Origin of the sequence: Alteromonas lipotrueae (genome assembly GCF_019249255.1) — a bacterium.
In the GTDB taxonomy this organism is placed as follows: Bacteria; Pseudomonadota; Gammaproteobacteria; order Enterobacterales; family Alteromonadaceae; genus Alteromonas; species Alteromonas lipotrueae.
The window spans coordinates 345753-364915 of record NZ_JAESDJ010000004.1; the positions used below are offsets into that span (position 1 = coordinate 345753).

18 protein-coding genes and 1 other RNA gene are annotated in these 19163 nt (G+C 43.5%); 12 read left to right on the forward strand and 7 right to left on the reverse strand.

Features of this window, described 5'->3' with window-relative positions; translation table 11 throughout:
• The first annotated feature begins 8 nt into the window (after positions 1-8).
• Genes KYS23_RS08415 through KYS23_RS08440 form a run of 6 tightly spaced genes read left to right on the forward strand, consistent with a single transcriptional unit; the run spans position 9 to position 4691 of the window.
• A complete protein-coding gene (locus tag KYS23_RS08415) occupies positions 9-335 on the forward strand; it encodes an ATP synthase subunit I (protein ID WP_159530051.1) in 327 nt (108 codons plus the stop codon).
• Complete coding sequence (locus KYS23_RS08420) at positions 325-1035, forward strand: F0F1 ATP synthase subunit A (RefSeq protein WP_159530049.1); 711 nt, start codon at positions 325-327, stop codon at positions 1033-1035. The genes KYS23_RS08415 and KYS23_RS08420 overlap by 11 nt, the downstream gene beginning before the upstream one ends.
• Positions 1035-1313, forward strand: a complete 279-nt coding sequence (locus KYS23_RS08425) for a F0F1 ATP synthase subunit C (protein WP_013783888.1) — start codon at positions 1035-1037, stop codon at positions 1311-1313. Before KYS23_RS08420 ends, KYS23_RS08425 begins: the two co-directional genes overlap by 1 nt.
• Before the next feature lie 3 nt (positions 1314-1316).
• A complete protein-coding gene (locus KYS23_RS08430) occupies positions 1317-2183 on the forward strand; it encodes a F0F1 ATP synthase subunit B family protein (protein WP_218418377.1) in 867 nt (288 codons plus the stop codon).
• 9 nt (positions 2184-2192) lie between these two features.
• Positions 2193-3761 carry an alternate F1F0 ATPase, F1 subunit alpha gene (locus tag KYS23_RS08435; RefSeq protein WP_218418378.1) on the forward strand — a complete coding sequence of 523 codons (1569 nt, stop codon included), beginning with the start codon at positions 2193-2195 and terminating at the stop codon, positions 3759-3761.
• Between the two features lie 15 nt (positions 3762-3776).
• Positions 3777-4691 (forward strand): F0F1 ATP synthase subunit gamma, encoded by a 915-nt coding sequence (locus KYS23_RS08440; RefSeq protein ID WP_218418379.1) that lies wholly within the window; start codon positions 3777-3779, stop codon positions 4689-4691.
• A gap of 29 nt (positions 4692-4720) precedes the next feature.
• Here the strand turns inward: KYS23_RS08440 and KYS23_RS08445 are convergent, their stop codons facing one another.
• The 3 genes from KYS23_RS08445 to KYS23_RS08455 form a co-directional block, all read right to left on the reverse strand.
• Positions 4721-5263, reverse strand: coding sequence for a DinB family protein (locus KYS23_RS08445; protein WP_159530041.1), 543 nt, complete (start codon positions 5261-5263; stop codon positions 4721-4723).
• An 8-nt stretch (positions 5264-5271) separates the two neighbouring features.
• Positions 5272-7242 (reverse strand): tetratricopeptide repeat-containing sulfotransferase family protein, encoded by a 1971-nt coding sequence (locus tag KYS23_RS08450; RefSeq protein ID WP_159530039.1) that lies wholly within the window; start codon positions 7240-7242, stop codon positions 5272-5274.
• A gap of 119 nt (positions 7243-7361) precedes the next feature.
• Positions 7362-10070, reverse strand: a complete 2709-nt coding sequence (locus KYS23_RS08455; RefSeq protein WP_159530037.1) for a TonB-dependent receptor — start codon at positions 10068-10070, stop codon at positions 7362-7364.
• Between the two features lie 297 nt (positions 10071-10367).
• On the opposite strand from KYS23_RS08455, the gene KYS23_RS08460 reads away from it, so the two are divergent.
• Together KYS23_RS08460 and KYS23_RS08465 are read left to right on the forward strand one after the other, a co-directional pair.
• Complete coding sequence (locus KYS23_RS08460) at positions 10368-12338, forward strand: BCCT family transporter (protein ID WP_159530035.1); 1971 nt, start codon at positions 10368-10370, stop codon at positions 12336-12338.
• 34 nt (positions 12339-12372) lie between these two features.
• Complete coding sequence (locus KYS23_RS08465; protein WP_159530033.1) at positions 12373-12852, forward strand: MarR family winged helix-turn-helix transcriptional regulator; 480 nt, start codon at positions 12373-12375, stop codon at positions 12850-12852.
• 154 nt (positions 12853-13006) lie between these two features.
• Here KYS23_RS08465 and KYS23_RS08470 read toward each other — a convergent pair whose 3' ends face one another.
• Positions 13007-13378 (reverse strand): RnfH family protein, encoded by a 372-nt coding sequence (locus KYS23_RS08470; protein WP_218396404.1) that lies wholly within the window; start codon positions 13376-13378, stop codon positions 13007-13009.
• A complete protein-coding gene (locus tag KYS23_RS08475) occupies positions 13375-13806 on the reverse strand; it encodes a type II toxin-antitoxin system RatA family toxin (RefSeq protein WP_013783879.1) in 432 nt (143 codons plus the stop codon). The genes KYS23_RS08470 and KYS23_RS08475 overlap by 4 nt, the downstream gene beginning before the upstream one ends.
• A gap of 213 nt (positions 13807-14019) precedes the next feature.
• Here KYS23_RS08475 and smpB point away from each other — a divergent pair, with 213 nt between their 5' ends.
• Positions 14020-14499 (forward strand): SsrA-binding protein SmpB, encoded by a 480-nt coding sequence (smpB, locus tag KYS23_RS08480; protein WP_013783878.1) that lies wholly within the window; start codon positions 14020-14022, stop codon positions 14497-14499.
• A 26-nt stretch (positions 14500-14525) separates the two neighbouring features.
• Here the strand turns inward: smpB and KYS23_RS08485 are convergent, their stop codons facing one another.
• Complete coding sequence (locus tag KYS23_RS08485; RefSeq protein WP_232370601.1) at positions 14526-15887, reverse strand: NADH:flavin oxidoreductase/NADH oxidase family protein; 1362 nt, start codon at positions 15885-15887, stop codon at positions 14526-14528.
• Between the two features lie 130 nt (positions 15888-16017).
• Between KYS23_RS08485 and ssrA the strand changes: the two genes are divergently transcribed.
• The 3 genes from ssrA (at position 16018) to KYS23_RS08500 (ending at position 18613) form a co-directional block, all read left to right on the forward strand.
• Positions 16018-16375, forward strand: a transfer-messenger RNA (tmRNA) gene (ssrA, locus tag KYS23_RS08490).
• 398 nt (positions 16376-16773) lie between these two features.
• Entirely contained in the window at positions 16774-18180 is a 1407-nt protein-coding gene (locus KYS23_RS08495) for a replication endonuclease (protein ID WP_218418380.1), read from the forward strand.
• 31 nt (positions 18181-18211) lie between these two features.
• A complete protein-coding gene (locus tag KYS23_RS08500; RefSeq protein WP_218418381.1) occupies positions 18212-18613 on the forward strand; it encodes an SEC-C metal-binding domain-containing protein in 402 nt (133 codons plus the stop codon).
• 47 nt (positions 18614-18660) lie between these two features.
• Here KYS23_RS08500 and KYS23_RS08505 read toward each other — a convergent pair.
• A partial coding sequence (locus KYS23_RS08505; RefSeq protein WP_218418382.1) for a hypothetical protein occupies positions 18661-19163 on the reverse strand: 503 nt, incomplete at its 5' end.

Below are 19163 nucleotides of genomic sequence, written 5' to 3' on the forward strand. Positions count from 1 at the left end.
ACTTAGCAATGATACCCATCGAAAATTTAAGTTTAACCTCACTTATTTTGCCTTTTCTAATAGGCACAATGCTAGGTTGCTGTTTTTTCTATGCCCTGTGGTTTACCGTGAAAAAAGGCATGAATGCCACGCAGCCAGCGCTATGGTTCTTAAGTAGCTTATTGCTACGCATGGGGACGGCAATCAGTGTTTTTTACTGGGTGGGTAATAATGATATTTGGCGTCTATCAGCCTGCTTGGCAGGTTTTGTGATAGGCAGAATATTAATGACTAAAATCACTAATAACGCCAATCCTACCGGCGCAGAAAAAGGAGCACTACATCATGCACCTTAGCCCGGATGAAATTGTGTATTGGCAATATGGCGTAATTAAACTGAGCGCTACGCTTGTTTTTACTTGGGTCATTATGGCGATACTGGTGGTTAGCGCCTATTTTATCACTCGTAACCTCAATAAAAAGAATCACCGCTCACGCTGGCAAAATGCCTTAGAAATAATAGTCATCACCATCAATGACCAAATTTCAGATGCAGGCTTAGATAAGCCGCGACGCTACATGGGGTTTCTGGGTACATTGTTTTTGTTCATTGCAATGGCAAATCTATTGACTATTTTCCCTGGATTTGAGCCGCCTAGTAGCTCCCTATCCACCACCCTTGCGCTGGCTTTTTGTGTATTTGTATCTGTGCCTTTTTACGGAATAAAAAACAAAGGGGTGAAACAGTATCTACTTTCTTACACGGAACCCACGTATTTCATGTTGCCCTTCAATATTGTAGGCGAGTTGTCACGCACCCTAGCCCTTGCCGTACGCTTGTTTGGAAACATGATGAGTGGCGCCATGATCTTAGCCATTCTACTGGTTATTTCGCCGCTAATTTTTCCTGTTGTTATGTCACTGCTTGGCCTGCTGACCGGTATGGTTCAAGCCTATATCTTTTTTGTATTGGCATCGGTTTACATTGCCGCTGCCAGCACGGTTAGTGCGAAAGCCTCCCTTACCCTAACGCCACCACAACAAAAGGCAGAATAATGGACAGTCTTACGTTAATAGCAATTTGCTCAATTATCACCGCAGGTCTTACCATAGGTATTGGTGTGCTGGGGCCATCGCTTGCAGAAGGAAAAGCAGTTGCCAGTGCGCTAAACGCGCTTGCCCAACAGCCCGATGCGTCGCCCACCATTACCCGTACTTTATTTGTAGGGCTCGCCATGATTGAGTCAACTGCTATCTATTGCTTTGTAGTCTCAATGATTGTGTTATTCAGTAACCCGTTTTGGAATTATTTTATTGCCCAAAATGGAGGCTAAACCATGCCTATCGATTGGTTTACTGTTATTGCACAAATTATCAATTTTTTGATATTAGTGTGGCTGCTTAAGCGCTTTTTATACCAGCCTATTCTTGATGGCATTGATGCCCGTGAACATAAAATTGCTAGTGTTCTATCTAATGCCGAGACCCAAAAGAAACACGCAGAGAACCTTGAAGCTCAATATAAAGAAAAACTAACCAATATAGATGCTGAACGTTCAACCATTATTGAATTAGCCAAAGCAGAAGCACACAAAGCAACCTTAGCCGCCTTACAAGATGCAAAAGCACAAGCCGATGCGTTATCAATAAAACGCACCAATGCGCTGAATACTGAAATTCAAATGTTACAAAACGAAGTGATTGATAAAAGCGTGAAAGAAGTGTTTGCCCTTAGTCGTAAGGTAATAAGCGAACTCGCAGACCAACAACTTCAAGATAAAATGTTCGACAAACTTTTATCGCACCTTAAGGCCCTTAGCGAAGTGCAACACCATGAGTTATGCCTAGCTATCAAAAAAAACCAAGGGCATGCCACAGTACGTAGTATCGCCCCTTTATCACAACCACAATGTGAGCACCTAAAAGCATGTTTAGAAGACATACTAACTGACCACCCCTCCCAACGGGCTACTGAACAGGCTGGCGGCGATAGCCTGACTATAACCCTCAACTTAGTGGTAGATCCTCAGTTAATTGCGGGTTTAGCACTTAGCTTTGGCGGTTGGAAACTCAGTTGGAGCGCTAATGAAATGTTGAGTGCATTGCAGCACGAGGTAGAGCTGTCTATTGATGCTCAGTATGAAGAAAATGGCGCAAATATGCCCGCCGACAACGAACACCATTCGTTAAGCGCTAACCGTTAAGGTCATAACATGAACGACGCTAACAACAATGCCTTAAAAAAACGCTATCAATATGTGTTCAATCAACTTGAGTATATTCGAGAATCGCATATTCCGGATGTCAGCTTACAAGAGATGGGCACCGTTGAAAGCGTATCCGCTGGCATTGCTATTGTGTCAGGCTTATTCGGGGCTGGCTTTGAAGAATTACTGCTTTTTCCAAACGATATTTACGGTATAGCATTTAATATTGATGAGCATGAGATTGGCGTCATTATGCTAGGTGACTACACAGCGCTGCATGCAGGTGATGAAGTAAAACGCACCGGCCGCGTGATGGATATAGCCGTGGGCAATGAGTTGATAGGCAGAGTTATCGATCCATTAGGCAATGCGCTAGACGCTAAAGGTAATATTGTTACCCGCGAACGGCTCCCCATTGAACGACCTGCGCCAGACATTATGTCACGTTCCCCTGTTACAGAGCCTCTACAAACCGATGTAAAAGCATTGGATGCGTTGTTACCCATTGGTCGTGGCCAACGAGAATTAATACTGGGCGACCGTCAAACGGGCAAAACAGCAATAGCTATCGACACTATTTTAAATCAAAAAGACGAAAACGTACTTTGCATTTATTGCGCCATAGGGCAAAAATCGGCGTCTGTGGCCAAAACCATCACCACATTACAACGCAACCAGGCATTAGAATACACAGTGGTTATGGTAACAGAAGGAAATGATCCCCCCGGGCTCGATTACATTGCACCTTACGCGGCAACCAGCATTGCCGAGTATTTCATGCAACAAGGTCACGATGTTCTTATTGTTTACGATGACTTAACGCAGCATGCGCGCTCTTATCGTGAACTATCATTACTCCTTCGCAGACCACCTGGACGCGAAGCATTTCCAGGCGATATTTTTTATCTGCATTCACGGCTGTTAGAGCGTGCCACACACCTAAACGAAGCACTAGGTGGCGGCTCACTCACCGCCCTGCCTATCATTGAAACTGAAGAGCAAAATATGTCGGCTTATATACCGACTAATTTAATCTCTATTACTGATGGGCAAATATACTTATCGCCTACTTTATTTTCTCTTGGTGTGCTACCCGCAATAGATGTAGGGAAATCGGTATCTCGTGTTGGCGGCAAAGCACAGAAACCAGCGTTTAGAAAGGTTTCAGGTGCCCTAAAGTTAGCGTATGCCCAATTTGAAGAACTAGAAACCTTTGCACGCTTTGGTGCACGACTAGACTCCGATAGTCTTTTGGCTATTGAACACGGCCTACGCATTCGAGCTTGTATGAAACAAGCGGAATCTCATCCCTTTTCAGTAGCCGCACAAATTGCCATTTTACTTGCTCTTACTAAAGGGCTGCTCGATACCGTTTCACTCAGGTTAATTGATAGCGCACAAGGTTCAATCATTGATGGGCTTGGTACGCTCGCCCCAGTATTGTATGAAAAATTAGCAACAGCACAGCCATTATCCGATGAAGAAAGCGACACTGTAATAACGATGATAAAGACAAAACTGGCAAGTGTGGCATCAACTTCGGATGTTAAAACGCTATCTGTCAACGAGCGCTAACATGGGAGAGCTAACATGGGAGAGTTAAGCAGCGGCTTACAGCGCAAAATTAATAGTGCCAATGACTTAAAGTCGGTGGTGAGAACTATGAAGGCAATGGCAGCAGCGAATATTAGCCAGTATGAAATGGCGGTTGCAGCACTTGATGATTATTACAAAACTGTACAGCTCGGGTTAGTTGCTTATTTTCATAGTAATCAAATAAATAGCAAAGCAGTAAACTATTCAACAGTGAACAAAACAACGTCTTTAGGCAAGGTAGGGTTCATCGCCATTGGTTCTGATCAGGGACTAGTCGGTAAATTCAACGACGCCTTGGTTTCCCATCTGCTTAACACTATGAACACGCTGCCAGGCGAAAAGCGGGTGTGGGCTATTGGTGAACGTATTCAAACTCACTTAAGTAGTTTGAATATACCTCTTGAGCAGCCTTTTGCGCTCCCTAGTTCAATTAATGCAGTAACAGGGCTGGTCACTTCATTGCTGCAAGAAATAGAAGCACTGCAGCAATCAAATGAACTATCTGCACTACACATTGTATTTAATCGTAGTTTACCCAACGCAAAATACGAGGCATGTAGTCAGAAGGTATTGCCGCTTGATAGCGAATGGCATCAAAAGCTAATCGTAACGCGTTGGCCTTCCCGCTGTTTACCTCAGTTGCTTACTGATACAAAGAGAACGTTTAGTGCATTAATTGGCGAGTATTTATTTGCTACCTTGTATAGGGCATGCACTGAATCATTGGCCAGTGAAAACGCAAGTAGATTAACTGCTATGCAACGTGCCGAAAAAAATATAGAAGAAATTCAAACCGAGCTTTCCCGACAATTTCACCGCCAACGGCAGCAAGGCATTGATGAAGAGCTTTCCGACTTAGTGAGTGGGTTTGAGGCCCTGTCTGAAAATTATAGAGATGCCAATTTTTGAAAAGCAAAATGAGTTGTTTGTTTAACAACTTAGGTGTTTTTAATCTCAGGGATTAGCTCCAGTAAATCGGTCGCCCCTACATCTAAACCGCGCTGCGATAGTAAGGTAGTAATTTGCCCACGGTGATGTGTTTGATGGTTGAATAAGTGCTGTATAAGCTGACCGAAGTTTTTTGTATATGGTGAGCCCGTAGTATCTCGAAATGACAAGTCAGTGGTTAGCACTTCGCTTGATAATGCATTGGCGAAGGCCACAATAGACTCATCCACTTTTGCTCTTACGGTACGAAGTGCTGTTAAATCCTCAAAAAGCATTTCATCTAGCGTTTTAGGAAGTGGCATTGCCACTACGCAGTCTAACTCGTTGAACTTATCAGGATGCTGTGCAAATCGCTGAAGCCAAATAATATCGGCAACCAATATGTGGTTAAGCGTGCCTAAGATAGATCCAAAAAAAGCCCCCACATCTTCACTCAATGCGGCTGGGCTCAATTGCGATGCAGCTGAATATACAGACTCGTTCATCCACTGATTGTATTGAGCCATCAATGTGAAGCTATTTTTTAAAGACATAAACGTTCCTAAGACATGTTGCTTCGTTTAGTTAACGCCAATTTAAGTTCATCTAAGTACCCTTCAAACGGTTTCCACTGCTGCATACCCGTTTTGTATATTGGCTGGCGTACTTGTTCTGAACTTGGGGTTTTAATCACTCGTTTGGTTTCATAGAAAGACAAACAAGCAGGTTCAAATGGCAAGCCACAAAAATCAAGAATACGATGTACTTGTCCTTCCAAATCTTCAAGCACATCTTCGTGCTGTACAGTAAGAATGTGATCGGGCAATACCTTATGCCAGTGGTTCATTAGCTTTTCATAAGCGCAATAATAACGGCCAATATCATCTAACGAATAGCTGAACTCCTGCCCTTCCCCGAATAACTGCTTAAAGCCACTGAAACAACAATCCATGGGGTCGCGTCTAGCATCAATAATTTTCGCGTTCGGTAAAATGCGCTTTATAAGCCCAATATGTACAAAGTTATTCGGCATTTTATCAATAAAGAAAGGCGCTGCTTGGCGATACGCTTGAGTTTGCGCCATGTATTTTTCGCCAAGGGCAATGCACGCTTCATCAGATAAATCGGCAAGATTATACGGGTACGCTTTCTTTTGATTACTTAAGCTAGAGGCAATGCCTAAAATATCATGTAGCTCCATGGTGCCATCTACCATAGAGTGAGACGCCAAAATTTGCTCTAGCAACGTAGAGCCCGCCCTTGGCAAGCCAACAATAAAAATAGGATCTGGTGCATCACAACCACTAAATTCACTCATTAATTCGGCATCGCAGGCCAATGCTTGCGCTTCAAGTGCCGCTTCTGTGCGGGTAATGTCGAATCGATGCGTGCGCTTTTTAAGGCTGTTACCTTTAGCATAATAATCAAACGCTTTGTCGGCCTGCTTGGCATCTTCAAAGCCTTTCCCTAGTGCAAAGCAAAGGTGAATTCTGTCGTCTAGCTTTGTCGTTTCTAACGCTTCTTGAAGTTGCATAACCGCCAAGGCGTTATCATCAAATCGATAAGTTTTCGTGTTAGCTAGGCTCCAATACGCATCGCCAAAATCAGGTGCGAAGTCGGCGGCTTTTTCATAAGAAGCAATGGCCTCTTTCACGTCTCCCTTTGCTTTTAACGAATGCCCGAGGGCAACCCACAGTGCGGGGCGGTCTTGTTTATCGGCCAGTAAGCTATGATAAATACCAATCGCTTCTTCTAACTCACCTACACCCACGAGAGCATGGGCTAAACTTACCTTTATAGAAAAGCTATTTGACTGTTGTGCTAAGCGCGCTCGTGCAACCTTTGCGGCTTGCGGAAATTTGCCCAGTTTTGCCAGTAGCCCCTGATAAGCCGCTTGGGCTTTATCGTTTTCAGGGTAAAGTGCAACACAGCTTTCTAGTAAAAACTCAGCATCGTGATACACCTTTAGCTGTACGCCTAATTCTGCCAGTAGCATCATTGCTTCAGGGTGATGTTTGTTTTTGGCTAAAAACTGACGGCAGACCTGCTCTGCTTTATGCAATTGACCTTCGTGCATAAGGTCGTGTGCGCCAAGCAAGGGTTTGGGCAAGCTTTGCAGGAAACTGATGTGCTGCTGCGCTAATAGAAGGGCTTGGGGTTGATTGTCACGCTGATATACCGCTTCAAGTTGCTGCCACGCAGCTAATAACGCTGGATTAAAACGGGTTGCTTGATAAAAAGCATTGGCAGCTTCGCTGTGGGCATTGTCGCGAGCATAGCAGTAGCCCAACTCTTGAAAGCCTCTACCATAATCAGGGAACAAGCCGACTAACTGTGAAAGCGTAGTAATAGCATTTTTGATATTCCCGGATAGTCGGTACGCCACTGCCATGACATACATGGCTTCGCGGGTTGCATCTTCGCTGGGTTTAGCATCAAGAAACTGCTTACTCTGCGCAATAACATGCTGATGATTAGACTGCATCAAACTTTGTTTTAACGCAGAAAGGGTTTGTTGTTCTTGTGAATTCATAAATACAGCATGCCTAAAAACATAAAAAAACGGCATACCCTAAGGAATGCCGTTTTAGGTAGGTGTAACATGTTACATCAAACTCAAATTACACCAAAGTCAGATTACACCCAATGGGCTTAGTAGTAATCGTAAGAGAAACGAACACCAATAGTGCGTGGACGATTCGTTACTACCTTAGGTGTAAACTGCTGAGTATCAATATTTAATATCGCGCTTTCATCAAACACGTTATCAACATAAAGCTCGGCTTTCCAGACATCGTTAGTCACACCAACGGCTAGGTTAGCTAGCATGTAAGATTCTTGTACGTAACGGCCACCTTCAAATACGTCACCGTTAGAGTCGGTGTAGGTTACCCCTTCGTAAACATCAGCATGCTTCTCAATTTTAAGGCCAGAACCTGTGCCGTAAATAAGTTGCGTCGCATCTTCCATTACGTAAGCGTCCATTACCATGCCAGCATAACGGTCACCCGTGTAGCTTACAGAGCCATTCACATAACCACGCTTGTCACCTTCTAGTTCGAAGAAATAACGCGCGTTGATGTTACCCGAGAAGCCTGCAGAATAAGGAAGCTCAGAGCCTACACCCGCGGCAATGCCTTCTAGTTCAGAATTTACGCTGGTTAGTTCAGTATTTAATAAACTAAATGCTGCGTTAATCACTAAGTCGTCTGTGGCTAACCAAGTAATGTCAGCATCCAAACCTTGAATCTCTGCATCACCAACGTTGTCGGTAAATACTAAGAAAGAAATGTTAGTTGGGTCGAAACGTGACGTTTGTAAGTCAGAAATTTCAGAGTAATACGCTGTAGCGTTTACACGTAGAATACCGTCTAAGAAGTCACCCTTCACACCTAACTCGTAATTATCGAGGGTATCTGTGGTTGAGTACACTGGAATCCGGAAGTTTTCAAATGCACCGTTTTGGTTTTTCGCCAAACCACCACCAACACGGTTGGTTACTGGCGGACGGAAACCTTCTGAATAGTTAGCAAACAATAGAACATCATCGTTAACTTTCCAATCTAGTGAGAATTTGAAGATAGTATCGTCAACGGTAAGTACACCATCGCTACCAAGCAAATCTGTTTCTAGCTGACCACTAGCAATAGCAGCATTTACTGCATCTGGGTCTAGGCCTACCGCAGCTAGCTCATCTGGGTCAAGTGAACCAAATGCTTTAACACGACGTGTTACGTCAACGGTAGAGGTTGAACCTGTGTAGATATCATCTATTTGATACCAACGGGCACCAACACTCGCGGTTAGTGAATCGGTAATATCGTATTCAAACTGACCAAATACAGCAATTTGCTCAACGGTATGGGTAATATCGTTGATAAAGCTAATTTCGGATGGGAACGGGCCTCCATCGCTGTTTATACCATCAGTACCTACTAGGGTTTTTTGTAGGTTGTTGAAGCCGTATTGTGTAAGCTCGCCGTCAGTATTAGCAATTTTGAACTGCCCTACTGTTGCCACTTCCTGGTCATCATAGAACAAACCAGCCGTTACGCGCCAAGGTGTATCCATGGTAGTCACAAAACGAAGCTCGTGAGTTGAACGGGTTGTGGTTGTATCTTCTCTAAAATACTTGGTTGGATCTAGACAACGCTGATCTTCAGCTTCAACGCCAGACTCATAGTGGTTACACACATAATACGCTGCGAAAGCACCGCCATTGGTGTAGCCCGTGTAATCAGCTAAGGTATCGATTTCACGATCTAAATAACCACCTGTGTACACAAGGTCTAGTTTTTCTAAACGACCTTCTAATGTCCAAGTCGTTAATCCGAACTCATCTTTGTTTTCTTCTTGAGCAAAACGAATTGCTGAGCTTTCGCCTTCAAGGGTTGGGTCGTAAGCAAATACACCTTCAGTATCTAACGTTTGTTGGGTGTGCTGAACTAGCAAATCCCAATCATCATTAAATTCATACAACAGACCAAAACGAGCACCTGTGTACAAAGCATCGTTGAAATCATCTTCAACTAACGCATCGTTCTGAGGTGATACTACAGAGGCTTCTTCGTTTGAATTGATAGCAGGGTTAGTTACGCGGTTTTGATCCATAGCAACCGGATCAGCAAGTGGGCCGCCAGAGATACGGTCGATAACTACCGCGCTTCCAATGTAACCACCTTCGCCTGGCACGTTCATCACGTTATCAATCCAGCCGCCTTGCTTATCGTTGTAAGCCGCAACGCGGAAACCTAACTTGTCGGTAAGTGGCATATTGAAGTAAGCCGTTACCGAGTTACTCATTTCACCGCCTTTGGTGAAACCAATATTGGTATCAAAACCAGCACCAAAACTGTTTAGGTCGGGTTTATTCGTGATCAAACGAATTGTACCTGCCTGAGAGCTTGCACCGAACAAAGTACCTTGTGGCCCAGGTAAGACTTCAACACGCGCAACGTCAGTAGCGTACACGTCTAGGTTACGACCAGCCATTGATACAGGCTGTTCATCTACATAGAAAGCAACGGAGGGTTGTAATGCTTGAACTGAAGATAACATGATATTTGATTGGGTAGTTGCCGCGCCACGAATATAAATTTCGTTTTGGCCCGGGCCTGTGCCCTGAAACACTACGTTTGGAAGGAATTCAACGTAGTCTTGAAAATTATCAATGCCTAAATTTTCGAGTGCTTTACCATTAAGTGCAGTAACGGCGACAGGTACATCTTGGATAGATTCGGCGCGTTTAGTGGCTGTAACTTCTATAGTTTCAAGTTTCGCTGGCGCTTCAGATTCTTGAGCGAGCAACGGTGAAGATGCCAATGCAGCAACAATTGCACAGCTAAGCTGAGTTTTACGCATAATGTGTGTTTTCCCTATTAGGTGATTTTTTATTCTTTGAACAGTGTTTACTTAAAACACTTATCAATAATAACATTTCTATTAACCCACAAACCAAGATTAATTTCTACTCTAACGATTATTTATTCACTTATACTTTAGTTTTTACCCGTTCTATAACGTGAATTTATAAAAGTGCTATTCATTTAAAGAATCAGCTCTAATAATTACAATCAAAGTTTATAAAAGTTGTTCCATACTGTATATTTCTGCGTAATAACTCTAAGTCGACAGAAAAGAGAAAGGACGAGTATTAGCGTGAGCGAAACTGAGAACACATCACCTTTAAACAAACCCGTGTTTTACACATCTTCCATAATTATTGCCTGCCTGCTCATTTTTGCGGCAGCTTTGCCTGAAACTGCAGATTCACTTTTCAAAACTATACAATCAGTCATTGTGACTAATGGCAGCTGGTTTTATGTACTTACGGTAGCAATTGTATTGTTATTTGTAGTTTATCTGGGCATGTCTCGCTATGGTGAAATTAAGCTGGGCCCCGACCACGCATTACCAGAATTCAAGTTCACTACGTGGCTATCTATGCTATTCGCTGCCGGTATGGGTATAGGACTTATGTTTTTTGGTGTCGCCGAGCCCCTGATGCACTTTTTAGCACCACCGACGGCGCAAGCTGAAAGTATTGATGCTGTGCGCGAAGCAATGAAAACGACCTTTTTCCATTGGGGTGTGCATGCTTGGGCAATTTATGCTGTGGTGGCGCTGATATTGGCCTACTTTGCATACCGACAGAATTTACCGCTAACCTTACGTTCTGCCCTATACCCGTTAATCGGTGACAGAATTTACGGATGGCCAGGCCATGTTGTCGATATTTTTGCCGTTACCTCTACCGTGTTTGGTGTTTCAACATCACTAGGGTTAGGCGCATCTCAAGTTAATGCGGGCTTTAATTACTTATTCGGCTTACCTTCAAATACCACTGTTCAAATAATAATTATGGCAGCGGTTATCGGCTTAGCCGTCATCTCTGTAGCAACAGGACTAGATAAAGGTATTCGTATTCTATCTGAGACCAACATGGTTTTAGCCATTTTACTGCTTCTTATCGTTCTAGTATTAGGCCCAACAGTATTTTTACTACAAGCCTATATGCAAAATACGGGGGCGTACTTATCTGACTTAGTTAGAAACACCTTCAATTTATTTGCCTATGACAAAACTGATTGGATTGGTGGCTGGACCATCTTCTATTGGGGCTGGTGGTTAGCCTGGGCACCTTTCGTAGGCTTGTTCATTGCGCGTATTTCATACGGTCGTACTATTCGTGAATTTATCTTAGGTGTGTTACTTATCCCATCTGCCTTTACGCTTTTCTGGATGACTGTATTTGGTAATGGTGCTATCGACCAAGTACTCGTGCATGGTAAGGATATATTAGCCACCATGGTCAACGAGGATAGTGCTGTCGCGCTATTCGTGTTCTTAGAGCAATTCCCGTTCTCGTCGGTATTAAGCTTTATTGCCGTAATAATGGTAATCGTGTTCTTTGTAACATCGTGCGATTCTGGGGCAATGGTAGTAGACATGCTATGTTCGCATGGTAGAAACGACACGCCACTGTGGCAGCGAATTTACTGGGCTGTTGGTGTAGGTGTGGTAAGTGCAGTTCTGCTCTATGCGGGTGGTTTGGGGGCACTTCAAACCATGACAATTGCATCGGCACTGCCCTTCGCAATAGTGTTACTCATAGCGATAGTGGGGCTGTTGAAGGCGCTACGGGTAGAAGCCTATAAGCGTGAAAGCTTACAAGTGCTTGCCGGAACGCCGCAGCATAATGACGGTGATAAAAACTGGAAAGATAGGTTAGAGAACATAGTAACCTTTCCCGATGAAGCCGTAGTTAGGCGCTATTTACAGAAAATTGTGAAACCCGCCATGACAGAAGTTGGGAAAGAGTTCGAAACACAGCAATTTGAAATTGTGATTGATGAAACCGAAGAGGCGTTGATGTTAACCGTCACTATGGGAAGCGATCCTGATTTTGTATACGCAGTGTACCCTTCGGTTACTCATCAGCCAGAATTTGGCCCGAGTGACATGCCAGAGGTAGACGAAGGCGAAAAGCCCACGTACTATCGCGCAGAAGTTCACTTAAGTGAAGGTGGTCAAAACTACGACATTATGGGATGGTCTAAGATCTCAGTCATTAATGACGTTATTGATCAATTTCAAAAGCATCAACACTTTATCCATTTGCTTAAGTAGTTTGGGTTAGGGTTGCAGATTTATTAGGAATAAAATGCGAAAAGAAGAAGAATTGTTGGTTGCTCTACGGCGCGTGATCCGCGCCGTCGATTTACGCAGCAAGCAGTTGAGTAAGCATGTTGGGCTAACAGGCCCACAATTATTGGTAATGCAAAATATTCAAGAGAAGCCAGGTATTATGGTGCGAGAAATTGCTGAGAACATAAACCTGAGCCCTGCGACCATTACTAATATTCTTGATCGCCTTGAAGGCAGAGATTTAGCAACCCGTATTCGAAGTACACAGGATAAGCGCAAAGTTGGCGTATTCCTTACTGAGAAAGGAAAGGTAGCAGTTGTGAACGCGCCTCGCCCACTTCAAGAACACTTCGTGGAGCGTTTTTCGCAGCTAAAAGAATGGGAGCAAAGCCAAATGGTTGCTACTGTTCAGCGAATTGCGAGCATGATGGATGCAGAAGATATTGACGCATCACCGTTTCTTGAGCTTGGTAGTATTTCAGAAAAACTTAACTAGCGCTTAGTGCAGATTGTTTGAGTTAATTAGCTCGGGCAGTGCTTACGATAAACTGAAACAAAACAGCCAGCATATGCTGGCTGTTTTTATTTGTACTCATAAAAACTTATTTCTACGGGTAGAAAATCTCTATTTAACGGGCTTAACCAAAGCTTCAATCAGTTTGCTTGCCAGTTTGTCTATCAGTGGCCTTCAAAGGGTTAACCCTGCCGCCAGTCACTTTATCGGCGCGGCCTTCTTCTTTGGCTTTTTCAGCGCGGCGTTTTCTAATTTCTTTAGGGTCGGCAATAAGTGGGCGGTAAATTTCTATTCTGTCGCCATCCTTAACAGTATCGCGCAATTTAACCACGCGGCTCCAAATGCCGACTTTGGTGCTCGATAAATCAATATCTGGGTATTCATTTAACAGGTTCGAAGCATGGATTACCTCTTCCACTGTTGCGCCTTCCTTTATCGACACATCAACCAAAGATTGCTTAGTAGGAAGTGCATAGGCCACTTCAATATGCATTAAGCCTTCACTCACGCGTAAACACTCCTAGCACGTTCGGTGAACGCTACAACCATATTGGCCGCCAAATTGTTGAAGATTTTGCCAAACGCCATTTCTACTAACTTATTGGTAAATTCAAACTCAAGGTTTAACTCTATTTTACAGGCTTCGTCAGATAACGCTGAAAACGTCCAACCGCCGGTTAAATAGCGAAACGGACCATCGACAAGCTGCATATCTATACGCTTACCTGGTTCAAGTTCGTTATGGGTAGTGAACCACTGCTTAATGCCTGCTTTTGCCACTAACAATGAGGCTTTCATGTTTTCACCAGATGCTTCTAAAACCTTGCTGTCTCGACAACCTGGTAAGAACTGCGGGTAAGCCGCAACATCGTTTACCAAGTCGAACATAGCCTGGGCGCTGTGTGCTACCAATGCACTGCGTTGTATACTCGCCATGTACTTCACTATATAAATACCGAAAGGCGCATTATATCATAGAAAAAATACCACAGAAAAAACCCTTCTCTCATCTTCGCTTTTTCCGTTTCGCCCCCACATCGTTATGTAAGGCCACAATACCTTTTTGCACTAAAAAATATTAGTAAATGAACTAATAAATATTGCTATAGGTATACAGACATTCTTACGACAATCAGTATAATAGCGAGCATGAAAAAGAATAAAGCCAACAAAAACACCACAGGTACCATCGCGCAAAACAAAAAAGCGCGCCACGACTATTTCCTAGAGGACAAATTTGAAGCAGGTATTCAGCTTCAAGGCTGGGAAATTAAAAGTATTCGCTCAGGTAAAGTTAACATTTCCGATTGCTATGTGATTATTCAAAATGCCGAAGCTTATTTAGTAGGTTGTCGCATAAGCCCGTTAAACCAAGCCTCTACTCACGTTGTGTGTGAACCTGAACGTGCGCGTAAATTGTTATTGAAAAAGCGCGAACTAGACCGACTTATGGGTGCAAGAGACCGACAAGGTTACTCTATTGTAGCCACCGCCATGTATTGGAAGAAATGCTGGGTTAAGTTAGAAATCAATCTTGCCAAAGGTAAGCATGAACGAGACAAACGAGACTCATTGAAAGATCAAGACTGGCAACGTCAGAAAGAAAGAATGATGAAACACAGCGTTTAACGCTGTGTTTTACTTTTAGCTGCTCATTATTTATTGGGCTGATGCGCCCTAATATCACTTGTACTTGCACTAACTGAACTAGCACTTACTTTACTCGTATTATCAGCGCTAACGTTTTTGCCACTGCTATTTTCTTGGCTAGCAAGCTGAACACTACCATTTTTAGCAATAACATCACGCTTAGTCATAGACTTGCGGTGCAACATATCAAGCACTAAGCTCCACAATGGCGATGGCGAACGCAAGGTTGTTAAATTATTACCTAAACGCCTTAGCTGACGGCGAACCATTGCCATGTTTGCTAAACTTGCTAACGATTTATCTTTCCACGTACAGTGTGGAATAACACCAGAATAACGCCATTCTTGCTGCCATTTCTTGGCTAAATCAGGGGTAATGGCCAACGCACTGGCTAAACCCACCAGTGAACAACCTTGCTGAATCACTTCTTCAGCAACCTCAGCCCGCTTGATCCCCCCCGTTGTCATTAACGGAATATCGGTTTTAGTTTCAAGGGTGTGCGCAAATTCTAAGAAGTAAGCTTCACGTGCAAGCGTGGTATCGTCTCGAGTTTGCCCTTGCATGGCCGGCGCTTCATAACTACCGCCTGACAATTCCACTACATCAACACCTAATGCTTCTAAACGGCGTACTACTTCACAGGCATCATCAAAACTAAACCCATTGCGCTGAAAATCAGCAGAATTAAGTTTCACCATAACAATAAAGCCACTTGGGCATACCGCGCGAATTTGGCTAACAATATTAATCAGTAAACGCGCACGATTGATAATAGAACCGCCCCACTCGTCTTGTCGCTGATTGGTTAGTGGCGATAAAAATTGGGTGAGTAGATAACCATGGGCCGCGTGAATTTCAACGCCATCAAAACCCGCTTTTTGCGCTTGCACTGCGGTTTCGACAAAGCGTTTGCACACATCGTGAATGTCTTGGCAGGTCATTTCTTTTGGAACGGCAAACAGTTTTGAGTGTTTACCCATCTTAAGAGGTACAGCCGAGGGCGCGATGGCTTTGCCTTGCATAGCCTTAAATACCTGACGACCAGGGTGATTAATTTGCATCACCGCCAGCGCGCCATTTGACTTAATAATTTTAGCCCAGCGCTCGAACGGTTCTAAGGGGGAGTTTTTATCTAGCACAACACCGCCCGGGCCTGTCATCGACTCGCGATCGACCATCACGTTGCCCGTAATAACCATGCCCAAGTTTCCATGCGCCCAGTACCGGTAAAGCGTATACAGCGCACTACCAGGAAGACAGCCCGCACTCGACATGTTCTCTTCCATCGCCGCTTTTACAAGGCGATTACGTACCACTACCCCGCAAGGTAAGGTATAAGGCGTATATATTATTGAGTCTGAAGGCATTGGCACATCAATTGTAATTTTAAGCCGGTACACTTTAATGGTTATTGACGATAAATGCATCTTTTGAAAGCAAAATATAAAGAAATCATTTAACCGCAAGCAAGTTATGTTATACTTCGCTTTCACACTCGGGGCTGATTAGGATTCGACAGGATCTTGGAAGCCGGAGGTGCATGCAGAGGTGCGGCTGGCCTCTTAAAAAAGCCGCATACAAATAGTCGCAAACGACGAAAACTACGCACTAGCCGCTTAATAACCGGTATAGGCCCTTCCACCACAGCTTTGTTTGCTAGCGTGGATTCGGAAGGTCATCCAAGCAAACTAGCGAGGGAAACTCTCCTGAGGTTGAACCGCGAAATAGTATCGGGACAGCTACCAAGAACCCTGTTTGTCGGGGTCTAAAGTAGTTAAAGAAAAGACAAACTAAGCATGTAGTACCAAAGGTAGACATTTTCTGGACGCGGGTTCAAATCCCGCCAGCTCCACCAATTCCAGATGCGGTCTAGAACCTTCTAGACCGCTCTATCCCTCTAATAACGCTGTTTCCAGCGAACCATCACTTTCTACTCATTCGGTCTTTCAGGGTCTAAATAGGGCTCAAAAGTGTCGTGAATCTGTACTCGAATGTCGCGAGACTGTCACCTGCCCTAATGAGTTAACAAGTGGTATTGGTACACGTGAATGTCACCTTTTTCGCAAAAAGATATTCGATTTTATATCCCCTCTTGCTTATGACGCTGCGCATAAGTACCTCAAGCTGTCTAAACAACATGACTATGTACAAGCCAACCGCTTCCTTTCCAGCCTAAATAAACACCTTCACTTAGCAGATCTAAACCTAACTTCTGACATCAAAGAACTCAAAGCCTTTGCTAAATCGAAAGCTATGGAATGCTTGCGCGATACCGCCGATTTAAGTGAAGCCCACGCACTCTGTCTATGCAAAGCCAAACTTCTTAAATACAACATCAGTCTTCCTAACGACATTTCAGCTACTGAGGGCATTATTCAAGCGCGTTCAGACAAATTTTGGTTCAACAAGCTGAAACGAATTGCCAGCCAAAAAGTAGAAGAAATACGTCGACAGTTAGACTTAGTGAATCAGAAAAAAAGTGCTTATTGCAGTAGTGACCGATTGCGCCAATTTAAGTGGGAAAAAGAGCAAGCCCTTGAGTTTATGAAATCTAAATGGTTCTGCAGTGCTGACGGTGAGTTTATTTCTATGCTGGATGCTTATAAGGCAAACGTATCTAATCCTGAAGTAAGAAGAGCCGAATTGATGGTTCGAATAAAAGGAACGGAAGAGTATTCCAAACTGCTAAACCATGTGGGGTGCTTTTATACCATCACCACACCATCCAAGTTCCATTCACACTACCAATCGGGTAAGCCGAACCCTAAATATTTAAATTATTCTGTTAAAGATGCTAATGAGTATCTCAATGCCCAATGGCGCAAAGCTAGAGCACAGTTCCATCGCGAAGGAATAGAAGTGTTCGGCTTGCGTGTTGTTGAGCCACACCATGACGGCACACCACATTGGCATTTATTGCTATTCACACCGCCAGAACAGTTGGCACGTGTAACAAGTATTTTAAGGCATTATGCAATGGAAGATGATGCCGACGAATCCGGCGCGGACAAAAATAGATTCAAAGCAGAGCCAATAGATCCTGAAAAGGGTTCAGCGCAAGACTATATCGCTAAATACATTTGTAAAAATATTGATGGTGAATTTCTAGATACCGACAACTACGGCAACGATGCGAAACAGTCTGCATCAAAAATCACTGCTTGGGCATCACTATACAATATAAGGCAGTTTCAATTTTTAGGGCTGCCTTCGGTTACGTTATGGCGACAGTTAAGAAAGTTAGAATTAGAAAGTAGTGACACACCATTAGGAAAGCTTCAAAAAGCGGCAGATGAATCTGATTGGCTTTCTTACTTAATTATGATGGGTGGCGCAAACGTGAAGCGTATAGAACGCCCTTTCTCCCTCGAGTATGAAAATCAAATTAAAACGCAGTATCAACATTGTGAGTTAAGCACCCTTTCAAAACACGCTTACAACCAAAAGCCAAAACACATCCGTTTCACTGAAGGCACATACGCTATACCAGATAAAAACTGGCAGCTCTTTTCGTCACCCGCTGAACGAGTTGACAGCCCGCCCTCCCAACGGGAAGGACGGGCTGTCGACGAAGGATCAGGGGGTAGCCGAAGGCGACTGGGGATTTCCCGTGAGGGGAAAGCCCCAAAAGCCGAAGGCATCTTGGACTTGTGTAAATAACTGTACTGAACAAAACAAACTAGAGACAAATATGAAAATTGGTAGAAATGATAAATGCCCATGTGGGAGCAACAAGAAATACAAGCATTGCTGCGCTAATAAATTTGTTACTCAGGAAAGTAGTACTCCGCTCTCTGTGTCAGAGCAACAATTTCTCGGTTATTCACGAGAACGCTTGCCCGATGAGACACCATTTGATTTAGCTACAGATGACCTCTGCTGTTTGGTAATGACTTTAGATAGCTTAAAAGCAAGTACGCTAAATGAAATGCACAACACTGATGCTTTTATCAGTGGCATGGTTATCGTTACTTCTGGTGAATGCTCGAATGTGCAAATGGCTGGACCGTTCGATTCATTAGATGAGGCTTTTGGATATGCACGTATCGAGCATGGCGCTATCCGATTCCAAAGCAAACCCGAGTTTATATAACCGCCAACGCTTTATTCATAATGATCTTTAAAAATACGGTCTTGTTTTTAACGAAGGAATTTTCCTTCCTTCGTTATATGGTCAAAAGAAAACACATGTTCTGACGGTGCTACCCTGCACTTGCCAACGAACCTATTATGAAACTCTCTGCTCTTTTCAATTAACAGGTCTTCCCCACAAACTGAGCATTTCGCTTCAATCGTAACTGCTTTCATGCATATAGGTGCTTTAGATTCGCCTGTCGCGTTAATCGTTAGTAGCTTATTTTTTGCTAATTTTTTAGACCAAAATGCTGGATATGTTGTTATCCCTTTATTAAGTAGCTCGTGCAGCGTCATGAAAATGATACCTGCAACTACGCCAAAAATAACTACACATGTATTAATCGTCTTGCTGCCCCACTCTACCAATCCAATAAGCGTGTAGAGTGTTAGTACAACCGACCCCAGTAAACCTAGTGCAACTAATATAAGCTTTCTTGGAGTTAGAATCAGATTGGAAAAAGGTTTTGCCCATGGTAATGCATCATCAATATGCGTAACTATATACC

Excerpts from the sequence above, each read along its gene's own strand:
- KYS23_RS08435 (WP_218418378.1), top strand. The coding sequence starts at position 2,193 with ATGAACGACGCTAACAACAATGCCTTAAAAAAACGCTATCAATATGTG.
- KYS23_RS08420 (WP_159530049.1), top strand. The coding sequence starts at position 325 with ATGCACCTTAGCCCGGATGAAATTGTGTATTGGCAATATGGCGTAATT.
- KYS23_RS08440 (WP_218418379.1), top strand. The coding sequence starts at position 3,777 with ATGGGAGAGTTAAGCAGCGGCTTACAGCGCAAAATTAATAGTGCCAAT.
- KYS23_RS08425 (WP_013783888.1), top strand. The coding sequence starts at position 1,035 with ATGGACAGTCTTACGTTAATAGCAATTTGCTCAATTATCACCGCAGGT.
- KYS23_RS08445 (WP_159530041.1), bottom strand. The coding sequence starts at position 5,263 with ATGTCTTTAAAAAATAGCTTCACATTGATGGCTCAATACAATCAGTGG.
- KYS23_RS08415 (WP_159530051.1), top strand. The coding sequence starts at position 9 with ATGATACCCATCGAAAATTTAAGTTTAACCTCACTTATTTTGCCTTTT.
- KYS23_RS08500 (WP_218418381.1), top strand. The coding sequence starts at position 18,212 with ATGAAAATTGGTAGAAATGATAAATGCCCATGTGGGAGCAACAAGAAA.
- KYS23_RS08430 (WP_218418377.1), top strand. The coding sequence starts at position 1,317 with ATGCCTATCGATTGGTTTACTGTTATTGCACAAATTATCAATTTTTTG.
- KYS23_RS08455 (WP_159530037.1), bottom strand. The coding sequence starts at position 10,070 with ATGCGTAAAACTCAGCTTAGCTGTGCAATTGTTGCTGCATTGGCATCT.
- smpB (WP_013783878.1), top strand. The coding sequence starts at position 14,020 with ATGAAAAAGAATAAAGCCAACAAAAACACCACAGGTACCATCGCGCAA.
- KYS23_RS08465 (WP_159530033.1), top strand. The coding sequence starts at position 12,373 with ATGCGAAAAGAAGAAGAATTGTTGGTTGCTCTACGGCGCGTGATCCGC.
- KYS23_RS08485 (WP_232370601.1), bottom strand. The coding sequence starts at position 15,887 with ATGCCTTCAGACTCAATAATATATACGCCTTATACCTTACCTTGCGGG.
- KYS23_RS08475 (WP_013783879.1), bottom strand. The coding sequence starts at position 13,806 with ATGGCGAGTATACAACGCAGTGCATTGGTAGCACACAGCGCCCAGGCT.
- KYS23_RS08450 (WP_159530039.1), bottom strand. The coding sequence starts at position 7,242 with ATGAATTCACAAGAACAACAAACCCTTTCTGCGTTAAAACAAAGTTTG.
- KYS23_RS08495 (WP_218418380.1), top strand. The coding sequence starts at position 16,774 with ATGGAATGCTTGCGCGATACCGCCGATTTAAGTGAAGCCCACGCACTC.